Source organism: Streptomyces sp. NPDC057486 (assembly GCF_042802415.1).
Classification (GTDB): domain Bacteria; phylum Actinomycetota; class Actinomycetes; order Streptomycetales; family Streptomycetaceae; genus Streptomyces; species Streptomyces yanii.
The window spans coordinates 1-19,181 of record NZ_JBHVEE010000103.1; the positions used below are offsets into that span (position 1 = coordinate 1).

General features: G+C 67.7%; 15 protein-coding genes and 3 pseudogenes. 4 read left to right on the forward strand and 14 right to left on the reverse strand.

Annotated elements, in window-relative coordinates; all coding sequences use genetic code 11:
- Positions 1-70 precede the first annotated feature (70 nt).
- From ACFU6I_RS34445 to ACFU6I_RS34460, 4 genes are read right to left on the reverse strand one after another with little or no spacing between them, the layout of a single operon-like run.
- Positions 71-1,243, reverse strand: coding sequence for a fumarylacetoacetate hydrolase family protein (locus ACFU6I_RS34445; protein ID WP_384373995.1), 1,173 nt, complete (start codon positions 1,241-1,243; stop codon positions 71-73).
- A 10-nt stretch (positions 1,244-1,253) separates the two neighbouring features.
- Complete coding sequence (locus ACFU6I_RS34450; RefSeq protein WP_384373998.1) at positions 1,254-2,057, reverse strand: enoyl-CoA hydratase/isomerase family protein; 804 nt, start codon at positions 2,055-2,057, stop codon at positions 1,254-1,256.
- Entirely contained in the window at positions 2,054-3,151 is a 1,098-nt protein-coding gene (locus ACFU6I_RS34455; RefSeq protein WP_266991456.1) for an extracellular solute-binding protein, read from the reverse strand. Before ACFU6I_RS34455 ends, ACFU6I_RS34450 begins: the two co-directional genes overlap by 4 nt.
- Entirely contained in the window at positions 3,148-4,356 is a 1,209-nt protein-coding gene (locus tag ACFU6I_RS34460; protein ID WP_384374001.1) for a CaiB/BaiF CoA transferase family protein, read from the reverse strand. Before ACFU6I_RS34460 ends, ACFU6I_RS34455 begins: the two co-directional genes overlap by 4 nt.
- A 201-nt stretch (positions 4,357-4,557) precedes the next feature.
- On the opposite strand from ACFU6I_RS34460, the gene ACFU6I_RS34465 reads away from it, so the two are divergent.
- The 3 genes from ACFU6I_RS34465 to ACFU6I_RS34475 all read left to right on the forward strand — a co-directional run bounded on the left by ACFU6I_RS34465 (position 4,558) and on the right by ACFU6I_RS34475 (position 6,919).
- Positions 4,558-5,304: an SDR family NAD(P)-dependent oxidoreductase gene (locus tag ACFU6I_RS34465; RefSeq protein WP_266991460.1), complete on the forward strand. Its 747-nt coding sequence runs from the start codon at positions 4,558-4,560 to the stop codon at positions 5,302-5,304.
- Entirely contained in the window at positions 5,301-6,368 is a 1,068-nt protein-coding gene (locus tag ACFU6I_RS34470) for an aldose 1-epimerase family protein (RefSeq protein WP_384374004.1), read from the forward strand. The genes ACFU6I_RS34465 and ACFU6I_RS34470 overlap by 4 nt, the downstream gene beginning before the upstream one ends.
- 239 nt (positions 6,369-6,607) lie before the next feature.
- Positions 6,608-6,919, forward strand: a complete 312-nt coding sequence (locus tag ACFU6I_RS34475) for a hypothetical protein (protein ID WP_384374007.1) — start codon at positions 6,608-6,610, stop codon at positions 6,917-6,919.
- A 9-nt stretch (positions 6,920-6,928) separates the two neighbouring features.
- Here ACFU6I_RS34475 and ACFU6I_RS34480 read toward each other — a convergent pair.
- The 8 genes and pseudogenes from ACFU6I_RS34480 to ACFU6I_RS34515 form a co-directional block, all read right to left on the reverse strand.
- Positions 6,929-7,060: pseudogene (locus tag ACFU6I_RS34480) on the reverse strand (IS30 family transposase); the annotation flags it as partial.
- 261 nt (positions 7,061-7,321) lie between these two features.
- Positions 7,322-9,499, reverse strand: coding sequence for an alpha-L-fucosidase (locus ACFU6I_RS34485; RefSeq protein ID WP_384374010.1), 2,178 nt, complete (start codon positions 9,497-9,499; stop codon positions 7,322-7,324).
- Between the two features lie 604 nt (positions 9,500-10,103).
- Positions 10,104-10,322, reverse strand: a pseudogene (locus ACFU6I_RS34490) (transposase); the annotation flags it as partial.
- A gap of 370 nt (positions 10,323-10,692) precedes the next feature.
- On the reverse strand, positions 10,693-11,412 hold the full coding sequence (locus ACFU6I_RS34495; RefSeq protein ID WP_384374013.1) for a GntR family transcriptional regulator: 720 nt from the start codon (positions 11,410-11,412) through the stop codon (positions 10,693-10,695).
- A 76-nt stretch (positions 11,413-11,488) separates the two neighbouring features.
- A complete protein-coding gene (locus tag ACFU6I_RS34500) occupies positions 11,489-12,049 on the reverse strand; it encodes a fumarylacetoacetate hydrolase family protein (protein ID WP_384374016.1) in 561 nt (186 codons plus the stop codon).
- Positions 12,046-12,306 (reverse strand): hypothetical protein, encoded by a 261-nt coding sequence (locus tag ACFU6I_RS34505; protein WP_384374019.1) that lies wholly within the window; start codon positions 12,304-12,306, stop codon positions 12,046-12,048. Before ACFU6I_RS34505 ends, ACFU6I_RS34500 begins: the two co-directional genes overlap by 4 nt.
- A 169-nt stretch (positions 12,307-12,475) precedes the next feature.
- The gene (locus ACFU6I_RS34510; protein ID WP_384374022.1) at positions 12,476-13,216 is read right to left on the reverse strand and encodes a lactate utilization protein C; all 741 of its coding nucleotides are present in this window, start codon (positions 13,214-13,216) and stop codon (positions 12,476-12,478) included.
- Positions 13,216-13,959, reverse strand: a complete 744-nt coding sequence (locus ACFU6I_RS34515; protein WP_384374025.1) for a hypothetical protein — start codon at positions 13,957-13,959, stop codon at positions 13,216-13,218. The genes ACFU6I_RS34510 and ACFU6I_RS34515 overlap by 1 nt, the downstream gene beginning before the upstream one ends.
- A 966-nt stretch (positions 13,960-14,925) precedes the next feature.
- Between ACFU6I_RS34515 and ACFU6I_RS34520 the strand changes: the two genes are divergently transcribed.
- Positions 14,926-17,814, forward strand: coding sequence for a discoidin domain-containing protein (locus ACFU6I_RS34520; RefSeq protein ID WP_384374027.1), 2,889 nt, complete (start codon positions 14,926-14,928; stop codon positions 17,812-17,814).
- Positions 17,815-18,175: 361 nt separating this feature from the next.
- Here the strand turns inward: ACFU6I_RS34520 and ACFU6I_RS34525 are convergent, their stop codons facing one another.
- Entirely contained in the window at positions 18,176-18,901 is a 726-nt protein-coding gene (locus ACFU6I_RS34525) for an IS3 family transposase (protein ID WP_384374030.1), read from the reverse strand.
- Positions 18,898-19,173, reverse strand: a pseudogene (locus ACFU6I_RS34530) (transposase); the annotation flags it as partial. The gene ACFU6I_RS34525 and the pseudogene ACFU6I_RS34530, both read right to left, overlap by 4 nt.
- Positions 19,174-19,181: the final 8 nt, after the last annotated feature.

Genomic DNA, 19,181 nt, shown 5'->3' on the forward strand with positions numbered 1-19,181 from the left:
GAGAATATACCATTTGCGCCCGCCGCCGCGCCGGCGGCCCGGCCGGTCCGGGCGGACGGCGCGCCCTGCGTCACAGCACTCCTCGTGCGGCCAGGGAGCGCATCAGATCGGAGATTCCGAAGTTCCACGGCTCGCAGGCATCGCTCGGTCTGATCCGGCTGACGAGTGAACCGAGCCGGGGCGTGGCGATGGTGACCAGGTCTCCGTCGTGATGGGTGAAGCCCTGGCCCGGAATGTCACGGTCCTCGACGGGGGCGAACATCGTGCCCAGGTAGAGCACCGCACCGTCGGGGTACTGGTGGTGCGGACCGATCAGCTGACCGACGAGGTCCAGTGGATCGCGGCTGATGGCGGACATGGAGGACACCGCGTCGAGTCGGTCGCCTTCCTCGCCCTCGACGGTCAGGGTCACCGCCGCCTTCCGCACGTCGTCCATCCCGAAGGTCGCGTCGAAGAGCCGCACGAACGGCCCCAGGGCGGCAGAGGCGTTGTTGTCCTTCGCCTTCGACAACAAGAGTGCCGAACGGCCCTCCACATCACGGAGGTTGACGTCGTTCCCGAGAGTCGCGCCCACGACCTTCCCTGCGGAGGAGACGACCATCACCATCTCCGGTTCGGGGTTGTTCCACCGCGAGGTGGAAAGGACCCCGGCATCGGTCGCGGTGCCGACGGCGGCCAGCACGGGGGCCTTGGTGAAGATCTCGGCGTCGGGCCCGATGCCCACCTCCAGATACTGACTCCACATCCCCCGGGCGACCAGGAGTTCCTTCAGCGCGGCGGCCTCCGCGGAGCCGGGCCGCAGGGATGCCAGATCGTCCCCGACGAGTCCGCGTATCCGCTCGCGCACCTCGGCGGCGCCGGAGGCCTCGCCCCGCACACGTTCCTCGATCACCCGCTCCAGCATGGACACCACGAAGGTCACGCCGGCGGCCTTGACCGCCTGAAGGTCCACGGGGGCGAGCAGCCAGGGACGTGCGGGATCACGTGTCTCGGGCGGTGTGTTGGCCAGCAGTTCGTCGAGTCCGGCGAGGCACTCGCCGTCGGCCGTGCGCAACTGCGCCGCCGGGTCGGGTGTTTCGCAGAGGTCGCGGACGGTCGGGAAGGTCCCCGTCACGTCGTGCACACCGCTCTCGCGGACGGCGACGACGCAGGGACCGATGCCGGGCTGCCAGACCCGGCCGACGAGGGCCCCTTCCGTGCCGTCGTCGGGCAGGGTGGTAGCGGCGTCGGGCCACTGGGTCATGTCGTTCCTCTCAGGCTTTGCGGAAAACGGGCGGGCGCTTCTCGGCGAACGCGCGGCGGCCTTCGGCGGCGTCCTCGGTGGCGAAGCAGATGGTCTGCAGGTCCCGTTCGTAGGCGAGAGCCCGGTCCTCGGGCAGATTCCCGGCCGCCCGCAGGTTGATCTTGGCGGTCTCCGCCGCCACGGGGGCCCGGGAGGCGATGACCGCGGCAAGGGCCTGGGCCCGGTCGAGCAGTTCGCCGGGGGCGACCACCTCGCTGACCAGGTGCCACTCCAGCGCCCGTGCGGCGTCGATGCGGTCGCCGGTGAGCAGCATGAGTGCCGCGTTGCTCGGGCCGGCCGCGCGGCTGAGGAAGGCCGCCATGCCGCCGCCCCCGATCCAGCCGAGTGTGATCTCCGGCGCTCCGAAGGACGCCGTCCGTGAGGCGATCCGGATGTCGCAGGACAGGGCGGTCTCCAGCCCGCCGCCGAGGGCGTAGCCGCCGACGGCCGCGATCGTGGGCGTCCGGGCCTCACGGATGGCGTCGCAGTAGTCGACGCGGTTGCGGAACTCCCACGGCGTGCGGTATCCGTCGAGTTCGCGGATGTCCGATCCGGCGCTGAAGGCGCGCCCGCCCGCACCGGTCAGGATCACGGCGCGGACGTCGTCCGTGGTGTCGCACCATTGCACGGCCCGGACCAGGGCGCGGGACATCTCGGGGGTCACGGCGTTCAGTTTCTCGGGCCGGTTCAGCGTGAGGGTGGCCACACGGTCGGCGACGTCGAGCAGGACGTGTCCGGTGCCGAGGTCGGGCGGGGTGCTGGTGGTGTCGGTCATGCTCGTCCTACTTCCTTCGTGGTCCGGCTCGCGCGGTAGAGAGCTCGCAGCCGGCCGACTGCCGCCCGGTGGCCGGTCTCGCCGGCCAGGGCGTCCCGGACAACGGCGGAGGCGGCGCTCTGGAAGCCGATGTAGCCGGCATGGCGGGGGCGGACCCACGCCTGTTCACAGGTGGCGGTGGTCCGGCGGTAGAAGTCCGCTGCGACGATCGCCGGGTCGGTCCAGGCGGCGCGTGCGCTCGGCTGCCCGCTGTGCCGGGGCAGGAATCCGCACTGGGCGGAGGGCGACATCAGCCAGCGGATGTGGTCCAGGAGTTCCGAGGTGGGGGTGCAGCGGGAGCTGACGGCGAGTCCGGTGCCGCCGAGGGTGGAGCCCGGCCGTCCCCCCGGTCGGGCGGCCGGGGCGTCGGTGAACGTCAGCCGGTCCGCGTAGGTGACGTAGCCGTACACCAGCGGGCAGTGCGCCAGGCGGTCGGTGCCCGCCATCAGCTCCAGCAGCCCGATCGGGTTGAGAGTGCGCGTACGGGCGGGTGCGCGGGCGTCGATCCCGGCCATGAGGTCCAGGACGGCGCGTCCCGTCGTGTCGCTGATCAGTTCACCGGGGTCGGCGGCCGGTTCCTCGCCGAGGGCGACCGCGACGGAGGCGAAGGTGAGGAAGGCGTGCGGTCCGGCGAGCGACAGGGCCACCGGCGCGCGGCTCGCGAGGCCGAGCACCTCCTCCCAGGTGGTGGGCGGCTCCCCGGCAAGATCGGTGCGGGTCGCGGAGACCTGGGTGGCCGCGTCCAGGGGCAGGGCCCACTGACTGCCGTCCATCGCGTACGAGCGCATGGTGGGTCCGATCGAGCCGGCGCGCCAGCCGTCCAGTTCCTCCCTGCCGAAGAGATCGTCCAGCGGGCGGAGGCAGCCCGAGGCGAGTGCCTCGCCGAGGTGCGGATGGTCCAGCACGACGAGGTCGTAGCGGGCGCAGAGCTCGTCGACGGGATGGGACTCGAAACCCTCCAGCGGCTGGACGGACCAGTGCACGAGGTCGCCGGCCGCCGCGGCGAGCGCGTCGTGGCCGCGCGGGTGGTCCCAGGTCAGTCCGGCGTAGGTCACTGGGTCTCCGTCACGGTGCCGGAGGCGAACAGCGCGTCGATCTCCTCCTGGCCGAGGCCCGCTTCGGCCAGGATCTCGCGCGAGTGCTGGCCGGTGAGCGGTGCGCCTCGGTCGATACGGGGCGGCGTGGCGGAGAACTTGTAAGGGAACCCGGGCACCTTCACACGGCCCTCGGTGGGGTGGTCGTAGGTGACGAAGGTACCGTTGTGGCGGATCTGCGGGTCGTCGACCAGGTCCGCGTAGCCGTAGACCGGCCCGGCCCATACGCCCGCGGTCTCGAAGGCGTCGAGCCAGTGGCGCGATGTACGGGTACGGAGCCGGGACGCGGTGCGCGAGAAGAGCTCGTCGCGGTGGGTCCAGCCGTGCTCCTCGTCCTCCATGGACAGGAAGCTGTCCTCGCCGAGGAGTTCGCCGAGTGTCTTCAGCGGCGGGAAGGCGAGGACGATGTAGCCGTCGGCGGTCTCGAACGCGCCGTAGGGTGCGCGGATGTAGACATGTGCGTGCGGTTCGCCGGAGCGGTTCTGTGCCAGGCCGCCCACGGTGTGCACCGACAGTTCCTGCATCTGGAGTGTGGTGACGGCGTCCAGCATGTTCACCGTCACGAGCTGTCCCTCACCGGTGCGTTCGCGGTGCAGCAGCGCGGCGAGCACCCCCTCGAAGGCGGTGGACGCGGTGACGGCGTCCACGAGGTACTGGCCCGCGGCCTGCGGTGCCTCGCCGGCGCGGCCCGCGGAGAGCATGGCACCGGACATCGCCTGGAGCAGCAGGTCCTGCCCGGGGCGCTGGGCGTAGGGACCGTCCTCGCCGTAGCCGGAGATGGAGACGTACACGAGCGACGGGTTGATCTCCGCCAGCGAGGAGTAGTCGACGCCGAGGCGGTCGGCGACGCCGGGGCGGTAGTTCTGCAGGAAGACGTCGGCGTCGGCCACGAGCCGGCGGAGCACCTCTTTGCCGTCCGGGTCCTTGAGGTCGACGGCGAGGGAGCGCTTGTTGCGGTTCAGCGAGAGGAAGGAGACGTTGATCCGGTTCCCGCCCGCGCCTCCCGCGGCTGCATGACGCTGCCACTCCCCGGTGACCGGCTCGACCTTGACCACGTCGGCCCCGAGGTCGCCGAGCCGCTGGGCCGCGAACGGGCCGGCCATGGCGATGGAGCAGTCGAGGACCCGGTACCCGGTGAGTATCCCGGGCTTGTCAGGCGTCGTCATGGGACTCCTTGAAAGGGGAGGGAGGCGAAGAGGAGGGAGGGAAGGGAACTCGCCGCGCCGGCGCCGCATTTGTTGTTCCAAGCTCTGTTGTTAGCGCTACCGGCAGCGCTAACATTCACGCTATGCGGGCACCGCTCGCAGTGTCAACGCCTCGATCCGCCCCGCGGCGCCCGGCCGGCACCGGGAAGATGGGAACCACCGATGAGTCAACCGCAAGCAGCACTCGTGACCGGCGCCGGCGGCGCCCTGGGACGCGCCATAGCCTCCCGTCTGGCCGCTGACGGGCACGACGTGGCCGTGCTCGACCGCGACGCCGCATCGCTGGAGCAGACGGTCGAGGAGGTGCGGAAGTCGGGTGCCCGCGTCTTGGCTCTGACCACCGACCTGCGCGACGCACAGGCGGTCGAAGCGGCCGTCGAACGGTCCGCGGCCGAGCTGGGCACCCTGCGCGTCCTGGTCAACAACGCCGCCGTGTACCCGAGCCGGCCCTTCCTCGACGTGCCGCTGGCGGAGTACGAGGATGTGGTCGCGGTAAACCAGCGCGCCTACTGGGTCGCCGCTCAGGCGGCCGCGCGCCGCATGGCCGGCACGGGCGGCGGGGCGATCGTGAACGTCGCCTCGATCACCATGCACGGGGGCTGGGACTCGCTCGCCGCCTACATCTCCACGAAGGGCGCGGCCGTCGCCTTCACCCGCGCACTCGCCCGCGAGCTCGGGCCTGCGGAGATCCGCGTCAACTGCGTCTCCCCCGGCGCGTTCCCCACGGCGGCCGAGGAGATCCACGACGATCCCGAGGCCTATACGCGGCATGTGCTCGACCATCAGGCTCTCAAGCGGCGCGGCCGCCCCGAGGAGCTGGCCTCGGCTGTCTCCTTCCTCGCCGGACCGGACTCCTCCTTCGTCACCGGCCAGTGCCTGGAGGTCAACGGAGGGTGGGTGATGGCGTGAAGCTGAACGGACGCGACTACGACCGTCACGCCCTCGCCCGGCACGCGGGCGACCTCGCAGCCGCCGGCGGTGTGCGGTCCGTCGTCCTGGACGACGGTTCCGAACGGGGCATCCGCACGCTGGAGTTCCGTACCGGCGCCGGACTTTCCTTCGATGTGCTCGTGGACCGGGCCATGGACCTCGGCGGGGCGGAGTTCCTGGGCCGCGGGTTCGGCTGGCGCTCCGCGACCGGGTTCCGCCACCCCGGCCTGCACGAGTACCGCGACGACGACGGCCTGTCGATGATGCGCAGCTTCTCGGGTCTGCTGCTCACCGCCGGTCTCGACCACACGCTGTTCGGCGCCGAGGTGGACGCCTCGCAGTACCGCTACCCGCCGCGCCGCACCGCCTCCCACGCACTGCACGGCCGGGTCGGCAACCTGCCCGCCCGGCTCACCGGCTACGGCGAGCAGTGGCAGGACGAGAACCACTGCGTCCTCTGGGCGGAGGGCGAGGTCCGTCAGGCCGCGATCTTCGGTGAGCACCTGCGGCTCACCCGCCGCATCGAGGCCGATCTCGGCGGCACGGAGATCCGGCTCATCGACCGGGTGCGCAACGCCGGCTTCGACCCCACACCGCACATGTTCCTCTACCACATCAACGTCGGCTGGCCCTTCCTGGACGAGGGCGCGCGCTACGAGATGCCGCTGCGCCGCACGCTGTGGCAGAGCAACTCTGTCGCCGAACAGGGCGTCTCGAACACCGAGATGCCGGGCCCGCTGTCCGGATTCGTCGAGCAGGTCTACGAGCACGAACTGGAACCGGACGCCGACGGCTCGGTACGGCCCCGGCTGGTGAACGACCGACTGGGGATGTACTTCGAGCTGGAGTACGACCAGGCGCAGTTCCCGTCCTTCTTCCAGTGGATGCACCTGCGCGAGGGCGCCTACGCCGTGGGCTTCGAGCCCTCCACGCACCATGTGCGGGGCGAGACCGCGGCCCGGGAGGACGGGTCCATGACGTTCCTGGAGCCGGGTGAGGAACGCCTGTACACGACGACGTTCCGGGTAGGCCGGACCGGCTGATCACCCGACGGAGCGGACCGCGTCGCGGGGCCGAGCACCGGCCCCGGCAACGGCGCGGCCGCTCCGGATATGTGCGCACAGGGGGGCGAGGACGGGAGGGGCCTTGACCTGGTCTCCGAGGCCACGACCGTTGCCAAGCCCTGCGGCACCACACCCAACCCGCCGGCTGACCTGTCTCGGCCGAGCGGCACTTCTACGACGGGGCAACCAGCCTTACCACCGCCCTCGTCAAGGGCGACGTGACCCGGCTGGACGAACAGGACGACAAGGGCACCGGACACCTCACGACCGCCACCGACACCTACGACCAGCACGGCCGGGAGAACACCTCCACCGACGCTCTGCAGAACACCACTACCACCACGTACGCTCCGACCACGGTCCAGGCGCCCACGACGGTCACAGTCACCAACGCACGCAAGCACGTCTCCACCTCCACACAGGACCCGGTCCGTGGCGTCGTCACGGCCACCGTCGATGCGAACGACAAGCGCACCGACGCTGTTTATGACGGTCTCGGACGGGTGCTGAAGGTGTGGCAGCCCGGCTGATCGTGTTGTTCAGGCCACGAGCAGTTTATGCAGGCGCTCGGCTGGGGTTTCCCAGCCGAGCGTTTTGCGTGGGCGACTGTTGAGCTCGACGACGACCGCGTCCAGGTGCTCTCGCGTGCGGACCGACAGCTCGGTGCATTTGAGTCCCTCTGGGTTTGTCAAGCTGGTTGGACGACAGCTACGGCACCTCGCTGCGTTGCCGGAACGCCCGAATACACCCAGTATGAGGATGGTCCTCCGCCTTGCGATGCACCGCATCTGACGCCGCGCGCTGTTCCGCCAGGGATTACGGGACAGCCCTTACCAAGAGGCGCTGCTGGTATGCCCCGACCACCGCCAGATCAGCCGAACAGGAACCCCGTTCGACTGATCAAGCCCGCCGAGCGATGGCTTCTCAGCACATTACTCGCCGAAGACCTGGACCTCCGGGAGAGTTAGCCAGTTCGTGCCGCTGAGTTGTATGCGTACGTACCTTCCAGAGCGTCCGGCCGGGACTGCGGTGGGCCTGCCGGCCGCCTGGATCTGATGGGACGACCAGACCCCGGGCTGGTTCAGCGTCTCGTCCAAGGACGTACTCGTGAACGGCTCGTCAGATACGAGCACGTAGTAGTCGCTGAGCCGGTCAGTGGCACCGTCGGTACGGTTCCAGATGTCGATCTCGTAGATCCGGTAGCTCTTCCCGAGGTCGACTTGCCACCAGGCATTCCGGTCGTAGCCAGTGTGCGAGCTCGATCCCGCGAAGTAGTTGCCGTCGGTGTTCCCGTCGACTGCACGGTTGGGGGTGCCGCCAAAGTCCGTACTTGACTGTGTTGCATCCTTACCCGCCGCGAGGTTCGGCGGCGCGACCTTGAAGGACGTGTCGGCAATAATCGGCCGCCCGCCGAACGAGGCGCTCAGCGTCACCTTGTGGTTGCCGTACGGCATGTCTGGCGCTGTTGTGAGAGTGGTTTTGAAGGTTGTCGTTTCGCCGACGTTCAGCTTGGACAGCGCGAACGACGACGGCTGGGCGCTGATCCCATCCGGTGGAGAGATCGTGACCTTACCGGCTCCTGCCTTCCCACCGCCGACGTTGGTGACCGTCACGGTGGCGGGGACGCACTGCCCGCGGGTTGCCGTGGTCGAGCTGTCCAAGCTGGGGCGGATGTACGACATTCCTGGCGTTGTGATCTTGAAGGTGTAGGCGTATTTGCTGTGTGTTGCGGATGGTCCCTCGACAGGGGTGTCTATGATGATGCGGTCGTCTTGCTTGTCCCAGGACAGCGGCTTACCGCTGGCGGTGCCCAGCAGATGCACCTGAGTGCCATCCATGGTGGGGACCAGGTTGGCGTCGAGGTTGAGCGTGGCGCCAGGCCAGTCGAAGGCGGTCACGTAAAAGGCGTTCTTCTTTACGGTGAGCCGTACCGGCACGTTCGCCGACTTGTCCTGGTGGTCGGTCCAGTAGGTTGATCCATAGATCGCCTCTCCGTTGGTCCGCAGCCACTCACCTACTCCTCGTAACACGGCGACCTGGTGGTCCGGGATCGTCCCGTCCGGCTTGGGCGAGATGTCGATGAGCAGGTTGCCGTTCTTGCTGACGACGTCGGTCAGTTCCTGGATGACGGTCTCTGCCGTGTAGTTCTTGTAAGGGTCGTCCATGTAGAACCACGAGTTGATGACGTCGCAGGTCTCCCACTTGGCTTTCTGGATATCGCTTGGCACGGTTTGCTCTGGCGTGACGTAGTCGTGGACGGGTACGCCAGACCGGTCATTGACGACTGCTTCTGGATCTTTGTTGTACAGGTGGGCAATCACGGGAAGGCTGTCGTTGGGTCCACCGATGTCACACCACAGAACTTGCGGGTCATACCGGTCGATGAGCTCCATCATCTGTGGTTTCTGGAAGTCCTTGACGTGGTTGTCGACCGGAATGTAGCCGGTGTAGGGGATCTCCTCACCTGTATAGGGGTTGTGCGGCGGCCCCCCGGCGAATGCGCCTGTCCAGCGATAGGACGGGTTGTACCACTCGGGCATCGAGTAGTAGAGCCCCCGGTGCAGGTCTGGAGCGTACTCCTTGGCCGCGTCGAAGAGCTCGCCCACGAGGTCGCGGTGTGGCGGCTGTGTGACCGAATCGCGGTTGGTGTACTTGCTGGGGAAGAGTGCGTACCCGTCGTGATGCTTGGCGGTGAGGACGAAGTACTTCGCCCCGGCTTCCTCGAAAAGATCGACCCACGTCTTCGGGTCGTAGTTCGCCGCGGTGAACATCGGGAAGAAGTCGTCGTAGTTGAAGTCCTCCCCGTACTTCTGCCTGTGGTAGTTCCATGTCGAGCTACCACGCTGGTTCATCGACCACATGTACCAGTCGTCTTGCGCGGGCACCGCGGTCGGACCCCAATGGATGAAGATGCCGAACTTGGCGTCCCGGTACCAATCGGGCAGCGGATGCGTCGAGAGCGACTCGACGGTGGGTTCGTAGTCGCCGCTTAGCGACGAGGCGCTCCCTGAACCGCTCGACCTCTGCGCTGCGGCGAATGCCGGCTCGGCTGCGATCAGCGTCACAAGCGAGCTCAACCCACCAGCAACCAGAAAACTTCGCCTGTCCATGATTCCCTCCTGAAGTGAGGTGCAGTGCGCGTACAGGTGCCGGCAAAGCCCATCGGAGGAGCAGAAGACCCAGACCCGCATATGTCGGCGTGTTGAAGCGTAGGAACGCGGTCTGCTCCCGCTGATGCCCTCGCTTTACGCCGCCCTCAGATCATCGGCACTCCCACATGCACCAACAGCCATCTCGGTCTGACGCTCCGCCTCAGTCCGATGCGCCGGGCAGCACCCCTATATGATTTTGAGGTTGATGTTGGAAAGTCAAGGGGGTCGACAGTGCTCGCCACCTTGCATGGCAGGGCCAGCTTGTGGCGAGCGGAGGGTGAGGTCCGGCACCAGTCGCAGCGCAGCCGTAGTCGCCGGTCCAGGGAAGCGCGGCCGTGGCTCGAAGATATCCCAGCTCAGGAGCCCGGATGCCGACGGGCGCCGGGTGGGCTGTTCTGGAGGCTGGGCTACCGCGGGCGAGTTGGTCGCCTTTCTCGTGCCGCAGACCTTGACGATGGTGCGACAGTGACGCAATATCGCTCTGCAAAAAAATACTATTGGATCGAAGCTGGCTATGGCCAAGTAGGGGTCTGTCAAACGGTGGTTGGTTACTGACGGGCTGCGGGAGACGGCCGTCGAAGGTGATGTCGAAGGCGTTGAGTGCGGTCTTCGGGCGCATGGTCCAGCGGGCCTGGCCCTTGCCGGTGGGGTCGAGGGACATGATCGTCATGTAGACGCACTTCAAGGCGACTTGATCGTTCGGGAAGTGTCCGCGTGCCTTGACCGCCCGGCGGATCCTGGCGTTCACGGACTCGATCGCGTTCGTGGTGCAGACGCTGCGGGATTTCCCGGCGTTCTTCCCGGCCGGGTCGTGCTTGTCCTAGCCGAGGTGGTCGGTGATCTCGCCCGATTTACAGTCCCCCGTGGCGCTCCGCCTGGTCTATCTCGCCTTTGTCCGCCTCCTCGGGCTGCTCCTCCTGCTCTCCCGTTCCCAACGAGCCAAGGACGTCAAGCCCTCGGCGGACTCATCCACGAGTACAGCGACGCATCCTGACGGAGATCACGGGGAACTGACGAACGCCCAGATCAGAGAACATGCGGACTTATGGCACCCCACAGGCATGCTCGCCTTCGCCCTGTACAGCTTCCGCCACTGCGGCCGCACCACCTGGACCACACCGCTCGCCGCACTGCACGTTCTGCTGGGCGGCTCAGGACTTCGGCGCCTGACCGAGCTGGCGCTCCATGCTGCGGGTGAGGTGGTCGGCCATGGCCTCTGCTGCTCTGTCGGCCTTGCGCCGCAGTATCGCCCGTACAATCCGTTCGTGCTCCACCAGCGTCGGGTCCTCCGTGCTGTGGACGCTGATGAGCCGGAAGATATGCAGGTGCGAGTGGAGCCGCTCCACCGCATCTGCGAGGAGCAGGCGGTGCGAGGCCGCTGCGATCGCGTCGTGGAAGCGCTGGTCGAGCGCGGCGAAGTCGCGGTAGTTGGCGTACCTCCCCGTCGGCCCGGGGTGCGCCCGCATCTCCTCCACGAGCCCTTCGAGGAGGTCGAGTTCCGCTTCGGTCGCGTTCTCGGCGGCCAGGGCCGCCGCGCGCGGTTCCAGCAGCAGCCGCATCTCGAAGAGCTCCTGAAGGCCCTGGCGGCTGAGCAGTTCGGTGGCGCGGTAGCCGGACAGCGACCGCTTCACCACCAGGCCGTCGGATTCCAGGCGGGCCAGCGCCTCGCGGACGGGCGTGGGCGAGACGCCGAGTTGGCGCGACAGGGCTTCGATCCCGACCCGTGCCCCGGGAATGATCTCGTGGTCCATGATCATGGCTTTGATTCGCTCGTAGACGCTGTCCGACAGAACCTGCCGGGCCGGAGCCGGGGACGGGCCGCGCCGGTCCGGTTCCTGGGTCTGCGCCTCGGAACTGTCGTGCGACGGCATTCGTCCTCCTGTTGTTCGCCATGTGGAAGGGATAAATCTACTCAGGTGAGGCGGTCGTTCAGGGGCCTCGCGTACGTCAGCCGGCCTCCGCGGGGACGAAGATCTGCCGCTGTGTCCCGCGCCCGTCGATCTCCGGCTCGACCGTGTCACCGGCTCGCAGGTAGGGCGTGCCGGGCAGCCCGAAGGCCACGCCCGCTGGGGTGCGGGTGCTCACCACGTCGCCTGGTTCGAGAAACATGTACTGGCTGAGGTACCACAGGATGTGGTCCACTCCGAAGATCATGCCTTGGTGGTGCCGTCCTGCCGGCGGACGCCGTTGACGCTGAGCCGCAGGCCGAGCGCTTGCGGGTCGGCGACATCGTCGGGGGTAACGAGGCAGGGGCGCCAGCGGGTTGAACGTCTCGCAGGACTTGCCGAGGGCCCACTGCGGCGACAGTTCGAACTGGAAGGCACGCTCGGAGACATCGTGGCTGATCGTGTAGTCGGCGATGACCCGGCGTGCGTTCTCGGGACTGTCCAGGTAGCGGGCCCGCTCGCCGACGACCACCGCGAGTTCGACCTCCCAGTCGGTCGTCACCGAGCCACGAGGGATGCGCACGGGATCGTAGAGGCCGACGACGGTGTCGGCGGCCTTCATGAACACGATGGGCCGCTCGGGTATGGCGCGCCGGTCTCCGCCGCGCAGTCCCGGTAGTTGAGGCCGACGCAGACAATCTTGCCTGGGAGTGCCACAGGTGCCCCGATCCGCAGGCCGTCACCGTTCAGGAGCGGCAGTTCCCCTGCCGCGAGGGCCTGGCGTGCCTGCTCGGCGCCGCCGGCGGCAAGGAATGCGCCAGGCCGGCGCATCCGGTAGGCGTTCAGCCCGGCGCGGCCGAAGACGGCGGCGCGTTCCACGGCGCCCAGGTCTGCGGTCAGGGCTCACCACGTGTGGGACCTGTGCGGTACCAGACCTGGATCAGCGGCCCGCAGCTGGCCCCGCCCCGCCGCAACTTCTCTTTCGCCGACCCGCGTCCTCTGGTCGTCGACCAGCGGTGTACCGGTCATGTGCTGTTCTCCTGTTCGACTAGGCCATCCATGACGAGGATGTGCAGGGTGCGCGGCGCCCGTGGACGCCCTCGACACGGCTGAGTTCGATGTCACTGGTGGCGGAGGGCCCGGACACGAACGTCAGGGGCCGGGCCGGGTCGAGTGCGGCGAGCGCGTCGGGAACGTCGGCCATGATCTGGCTGCCGCGTACGACGGACAGATGTCGGTCGGGCACCAGCGTGAGGACCCGTCGGCCCTGTCCTGGGCCGGCGTCGAGCACGACCGTGCCGGTGATGGCTATCGCCACGGCGGCCGTGGTCACCGTCGCGTGCGCGGAGTCCAGATCCGCCAGAGACAGCGGCGGATCGTCGGCAACAGTGGACACGCCGTCCGGCAGCCAATCCGCGGGGAAACCGGGTGGCAGCACGATCCGCCGCGCGTCCCAGTCGGCCAGGGTCGCGCCGATCGCGTTGGTGACCTCGGCCGGTCCGCACCTTCCCACGGTGGCCCCGTAGTCGGCGACGCGTGCCGCGAACAGGTCGACGGGATCCGTGTGGGCGTGGCTGCGCAGATAGGCGCGCGATATCGGCACCATGTCGGGGGTCTCGTCCGCCGGGACGTCGCTCAGGGCCGCGCGGACGCGGCCGAGGACCGCGGCACGGTTCTCCGTCGCCGGTTTGCCCACGGCCACTACGCCCTTGTCCGCCCGGCCGTCCGCATCTGCGCTCGTTGCGGTGGCCGGCGCCGGGCTCGTTGCCCCAGGTCTGGCTGCGGTCATCACTGCTCCCTGTTCTTGCGCCACCAGGTGCGGGAGGACTCCGCCTGCGGGCTCACGGTGTCACGTGCGTCGGACCAGCCGCTGAACGGCCCCGGCAGCCAGCGGATCCGGCCGTCGCGGCCAACCAGCCGGGTGGCGACCCTTCCCGCCCGCTGAGCCGCGGCCAGCGCGGCGGGCGAGTCGAGGACGGCGCCGACCGCCTTCATTGCCACCGCCCCCCGTGTGGGCAGCCTGCGGCCTCGGCGCGTGCACTCGACGACCTCGGCCCGCAGATGGGCCAGCACCTCGGGGAGGTTGATACGCACGGGGCAGGCGTCGTAGCAGGCGCCGCACAGTGTCGACGCGAAGGGCAGGCTCGGCGCCCGGTCGACGGCCCCGAGCTGCGGGGTGACGGCGCTGACCGGGCCGCGGGCGGCCAGCGCCGAGAAAAGGTTGTTCTGCTTCTGCTGGTCCCAATCGGCGGTCTCGTCGAAGGTCACGTCGCCGAGCTGGTACTCCTTCTTCGCCTCGGCGCCCGCCGTCTTCCAGGGCTGGAAGTAGGGATGCGCACCACCGCGAACGAGGGCGACCTTTGTGCCCGAGGCATCGCCGAGTTCGGCCTTCCCGCTGCCCGACTTACCCGACATGGTGGCCTGGTTCCGCGGCCCCTGCCCGGAGTTCTTCATGACACAGGCCGAGGCTGCGGCCATCGGCACGGTTGCGGCGACAGCCCCGGAAAGCGCGGAACGGGTCCGGAGAGGCATCCCCATCACCCCTCGAATCAAATAGGAAATCGCTAGAGCGATGTTCGGATCTGAGCCAGCAGACGTCAAGCCCCTCAAACATACGAATCCGCATCACCTTCAGAGGTCAAGCGTTCCCCGGAGGGACGCTCTGGCCGGGAGCCGGAAGAGGATGACCTGGCTGAAAACCGACATTTCTCTGGACGTAAATCGCCACACTGAACCTCAGATCATATAGGAAATTCCGTCCAATCCGTTGACGTGCGCAAGCTAGCCGGTGTACTCCCTATCTGTCTGCGACGCCTTCCGGCACGGCAGCACCGGGCGAGGACCTGTCCGAGGAGTCCCGTAGGGGAGGTGGAGAGCAAGTCCCGCTCTTACAGCAAGCCGAATCTGTTCGGTACGTTCGGCCGCTGCAAGCCGCTCACACCCGGATCGCCGCCGCTGAGGAGGCACCATCGGCGTGGGCCTGCACCCAAGCCGCGTTCCGCCAGGTGACCGGCGGCTCAGCCGTGGGCTGAATGGCCTACTGCTGATCATCAGCGAACCGGCTGAGACGGCCGCGTCCACCCGCTGCCCGTCGTGACCTGCGGCGCGCGTCGTTCGAGTCGTCCCCGACACCACTACTTCCCCAACAGCCAGATCGTGATCGAACTGGTCCACAGGACCAGAGGACCGACCGTGTGGGGACCTCGCGCCACACACCTGACCCAACGTATGGAGACATCTATGTTCACTGGAAGATCAACGGGCGGTCCGAGAAGCCGGATCGGCCCGGCGCGCACGACGGTAAGACAGTCGCGGGCCTTCGTCGTCATCGCGGCCGTGTCGCTCGTCGTCAGCGGGCTCGGGAGCGTCGGCACCGCAGCCGCTGCCGAGCCAACGACGGTGTATGCGTCACCGAGCGGAAATGGCACCAAGTGCACGCCGACGAGACCCTGTTCGATCCGGCAGGCGCAGACGACGGTGCGCGGCCTCACGTCAGGCATGGCCGGTGAGATCGACGTGGTACTCGCCGACGGGACGTACACACTGAAGTCCCCGCTGTCGCTTTCCCCGCAGGACTCGGGCCGGAACGGCTTCAAGGTGGTCTGGCAGGCCGCGCCCGGAGCTCACCCTGTGATCAGCGGCGGCACGGCGATCAGGGAGTGGACGCAGACGTCCACCCGCGGCATCTGGTCAGCGCCCGTGCCAGAAAACCTGAACACACGACAACTCTACGCCGACGGGCAGCGTATCCCCCGCGCCTCCGGCACCCTCGGCTCAGGTCCTCTGGCCAACGTCACCCTCACCCAGAACACCACCGGCGGTTTCACCGCGAGCAGCACCACGATGTCCATGTGGCGGAACCCGAGCAACATCGAGTTCGTCTTCGCAGGCGGCAACGGCCCCTGGACCGAGCCCCGGTGCGACGCGTCAAGCATCTCCGGCACTGCAATTGCCATGCGTCAGCCATGCTGGGATAACCTGCACCTGCCGTCCACACCAAAGGCACCGGACGGTGACAACCCGTCCGGCGGGTTCCCCGGTCTGAAATCCACGGCCGTGCCGTCCGTCATCGAGAACGCCTACGAGCTCCTGACTCCAGGTCACTGGTACCTGGATCAGCAGGCGCACGTGATGTATTACGACGCGCTGTCCACGGACAACGTGTCGGCCATGAACTTCGTGGCGCCTGCGCTTGAGCGGCTGATGACCAGCACCGCCACCGCCGAGTCGCCGGTACACGACGTGACGTTCCAGGGCATCGAGTTCGCCCACGCGACCTGGCTGCAGCCGAGCAGCGACGACGGCTTCGCCGAGATGCAGGCCAACCAGACCATCACCGGAGCCAACGGATCGACCTCGCAGGGACTGTGCGGCTACGTCAGCCCGGCCGGGTCCTGCCCGTTCGCGGCATGGACTCGGGAGCCCGCCGCAGTCGACCTTGTCGGCACCAGGAACGTGTCGTTCCTCAATAACACGTTCGCCCACCTCGGCGGTGCCGGACTGGCCCTCTACCACGGTGCGGACCACGACCTGGTCAAAGGCAACGAAGTCACCGACGTCTCCGGCAACGGCATCGAGCTAGGCGCCACCGACGACCCGCAGCCGCTGTCCGACGTCGCGTTCGGGAAGCCGGCAAGCCAGTCGTCGACTGCGTTCGGCGCAGACGCCTCACGTGCCGTGGACGGCAATACCGACGGAGTGCTCAGCAACGAGTCGGTGTCACGCGCCAACGCCACCGCCAATGCGTGGTGGCAAGTCGATCTCGGCTCCGTGCGGGAGCTGACCTCGCTGAACATCTTCACCCGCACGGACTGCTGCGGGGACCTGCCGTCGGACTACTGGGTGTTCGTGTCGCCCTCGCCCTTCGACACCACGCTGACCCCCACCCAGCAGGCAGCCGTCGCGGGCATGTGGTCCAGCCACCAGACCGGGGTGCTCGGCGCCCCGCCGACCATCCCGGCCCATACCTCAGGCCGGTATGTCATGGTCCAGCTTTCCGGTACCAGCCGCCTGGCGTTGGCCGAAGTCCAGGCCATGGCCACAGCGGCGGATGGTCCGGAGATCGCCACCCACAACACCATCAGCGACAACTACGTGCACAATACCGGCGCTGAGTTCACCGGCTCGGTGGGCATCTTCGGCGGCTACTCACAGTTCACGACGATCACCCACAACCAGATCAGCGACGTGTCCTACAGCGGCATCAGCTTCGGCTGGGGCGGCTGGCACACCAACGCGAGCACCCCGAACACCAACCCAAACATCAACTCCGACAACGTCATCTCGGACAACGTCATCTCCAGCGCCATGCGCGTGCGCAGCGACGGCGGCTCCATCTACACGAACGGCCCCCAGGGCACCAGCTATGCCCACGGCCTGACGATCAGCGGCAACGTCACCTTCGGTAACAAACACACCAACTTCGCGTACTACAACGACGAGGGCGGTGCATACATCACCATCGACCGCAATGTCGAATACCAGGACAGCGCGGCCTTCAACGGCGGCTGCTCCACGACGGGTCCGGTGACGGTCACGAACAGCTACCATGTCGGTGCATTGAATCGGTACGTGTGTGACCACGTCGGAGCTCCCAGCCAGTTCGTCGACGGCGGCGGCAACGTCGCCATCCCCATGAATCCAGGGCCGACGGTCATCGACCAGAGCATCCTGCAAGCTGCCGGACTGGAGGCCGCCTACGTCGGCTTGACCACGAGCAAGCTCCCCACCGTCAACGTGGTCAGCCCGGTCGTCGACAACACGATCCTCGTCACCGGGTCGGGATTCACGCCGACTTCGACAGTGTCCATCGGGGACACCGCGATCCCGAATACCACCTACCTGTCCTCGAACTATCTGAAGGCGACGCTGCCGTCCGGCTCCGTCACCGGTCACACGACTGTCACCAACGGCACGGGGACCAGCGCCACATCGCCCGATGACTACATTCTCGCCAACAACCTCGCGAAGGGCAGAACAGCGAGCCAGTCCTCTACCGCGTTCGGCGGCGACGCCGCACGCGCCGTCGACGGGAACACCGACGGAAACTTCAGCGACGGCTCAATCTCGCACACCGACAACAACACCAACGCCTGGTGGCAGGTCGACCTTGGTTCGGTGCGACAACTGTCGGCAACGGAGATCTTCAACCGCACCGACTGCTGCGGCAACCGGCTGTCCGACTACTGGGTCTTTGTGTCGTCCACGCCGTTCAACACGACGCTGACGCCGACCCAGCAGGCCGCTCAGCGCGGTGTCTGGTCCAATCACCAGACAGCCCAGGCGGGCTCCCCGACCCTCATTCCGGCCAGGACCTCGGGCCGGTACGTCATGGTCCAGCTCTCGGACACCAACTACCTGGCCCTCGCAGAGGTGGTGGTTGGCTGACCCTGCGCGAATGCGTGGACCGCCCTCACGTCGGGCTTGCCTCCCCGGCTGCGTGAGGACGGTCCCGCACCGCACAAGCCGAACCTGTGCCGTTCCCAAACCCGGGTTCGACGTAAGTGGTGGAGAACGGGCTCGTCGCGGGCAGCCGAAAGCCTTTTCAGTCTACTGAAAGCAGTGAAGCGTCCCCGTGATCCTAGACACTCGATGCTTACGCCACGAGGGGGTGTTCTTGTCCGAGGCGTTGCCGGGTCTCCAGCGGGGTGAGGTAGCCCCAGCGTGGATGGCGGAGTAGGCGGGTCTCGACGAAAGCGAAGATGTCCGCGTGGGCGCTGGAGTGGTCGGGCCAGCGGCGGGTTCCGATCTACTCCTTCAGCAGTGCGAAGAACGACTCGGCGGCGGCGTTGTCAAAGCATGAGCCGGTACGGCCCATGCGCTGCCGCAGGCCCAACCGGCCTATTTCACGTCGCAGTTCGTCAGAGGCGTATTCACTGCCGCGGTCCGAGTGCGTAATGCATCCGGACTTCAACTGCCCACGTCCGGCGGCCATCTTCAGCGCGTCGACGACCAGGCCGGCGCGGTGGTGGTCGGCCATCGAGCAGCCGACGATCTCGCGGGTTGCGAGGTCCAACCAGGTCGCCAGATACAGCCAGCCCTTGTGGGTGGGTATGTAGGTGATGTCGCCGACCAGCTTCATACCCGGCGCACTCACAGTGAAGCCTCGGCCGATCGGGTCCAAGGCGGGCACCGCTCTTTGGGCCGGGCGGGTCAGGCCCTTGCGCCTGCGCCGTGTGGCACCGCTGATGCCGCGTTCACGCATGACGCGCTCGATCCGTTTGCGGTTCACGCGGTGTCCGAGCCGGCGCAGCCCGGCGTGGATGCGTGGCACCCCGTAGGTGGCTTTGGAGGCAACGTGCAGCACGGTGATCTCGTGGGCCAGGGCGTCATCGGCGGCCTTCCTCGCCGAGCGCGCCTTCTCGCAGGCCGGCCACGCGTAGAAGGATGAGTGGGCCACCTTCAGCAGTCGGCACAACAGAGCAACATTGTGGGTGGTCTTCTCCGCCTCGACGAACGCGTACACCTCGCTCATCGATCGCTCTCCTTCACGAAGAAGACCGCCGCTATTCGCAGCACCTCGATCGTCTCCGCCTGCTCGGCGGCCAGCCTCCGCAGCCGGCGCAGCTCTTCGCGCTCGGCCGTCGTCAGCTCACCCGAAGCACCCCGCCCACGGTCGATCGTGTCCTGCTTGACCGAGTTTCGCAGTCCCTCGGCGCTGACCCCGATCTCCCGGGCCACCTCGGTGACGGTCTTCCCGGAGGAGCGCACGAGCGCGACCGCGTCCCGTTTGAACTCCTCCGTGTACCGCCCGC